At 41.7% G+C, this 940-nt stretch carries 2 protein-coding genes; both read left to right on the forward strand.

Annotation, left to right across the window (positions count from 1 at the left end; translation table 11 throughout):
• Positions 1–144, forward strand: a 144-nt coding sequence (locus J5224_RS30445; protein ID WP_264628772.1) for a DbpA RNA binding domain-containing protein, incomplete at its 5' end; no start/stop codon positions are given.
• Positions 145–476: 332 nt separating this feature from the next.
• A partial coding sequence (locus tag J5224_RS30450; protein ID WP_264628771.1) for a PAS domain-containing protein occupies positions 477–940 on the forward strand: 464 nt, incomplete at its 3' end.

Below are 940 nucleotides of genomic sequence, written 5' to 3' on the forward strand. Positions count from 1 at the left end.
ACGGCGGCAGAAGTTGGTAAAATTGATATGTTCCCGGTACATGCTTACGTGGCCATTCGCAAGGCCAGCGCCAAACGTGCGTTGCAGCAACTGCTTAAAGGCAAGATCAAAGGAAAAAGCTGCAAAGCGCGGTTATTGAAATAACTGCATAAGGGCAGGTTTGGCCTGCCCTTATTGGATACCCAGTACCTTTTGTTTTATATTATTTATAAGCTATTAATTATTTAGTCTAATTATTCATTTAAATATGTTTTTCCCGGTCAACAGCAAAATAACCTCAGTCACGGGTAAGCTAATTGCACCTGTTTGATACCTCTCGTTCAACTAGAGTATATTGTACTCTATCCTATGAGGCGTATAATACCCTGGTCAACGGCGATAGGCTGACACCAGGGACTCTTTTATCACTCTGAATAATAATCATAATTTTTATAATGTGAGATAGCGTGTTGATTGACTCTGCAACAGAGGACAGTATGGATGATGGCAAAAGTAAAGAGAAGAAAACCATCGTGCATAGTGCCCTCGACAATATTCCCCTTGTTTCTGTTATGGAACATGCGTCGATCCCTTGGGGAATAAAAAGCAACGAATCAAAATTTGTTTATATGAATCAAGCTGCAATGAACTTTTGCAACATTCCTAAAGGGTTTGATGTTGAAGGTCGGCTGGATTCAGAGATTCCGGTCTCCTGGAGTGAATTGGCTCCTGAATTACAAGCGCACGATAGAAAAGCCGAACAGAGTAAAGAGGGGGCCGATGTTATCGAAACGGCGTACTTTGGTCGTGATGCGATACTTGCGCCGTGGCACTGTGCAAAATTCCCGATATACCATAGCGATGGCACGGTGTTAGGGACAATGTTTTATGCCAAAGCATTCAACTTCTATTCGGTATATGAGTTTTTCAATAATAGTAAACCTTCCGTAATAACACTCAC

The sequence above is a fragment of the Candidatus Symbiopectobacterium sp. NZEC135 genome (assembly GCF_025962695.1).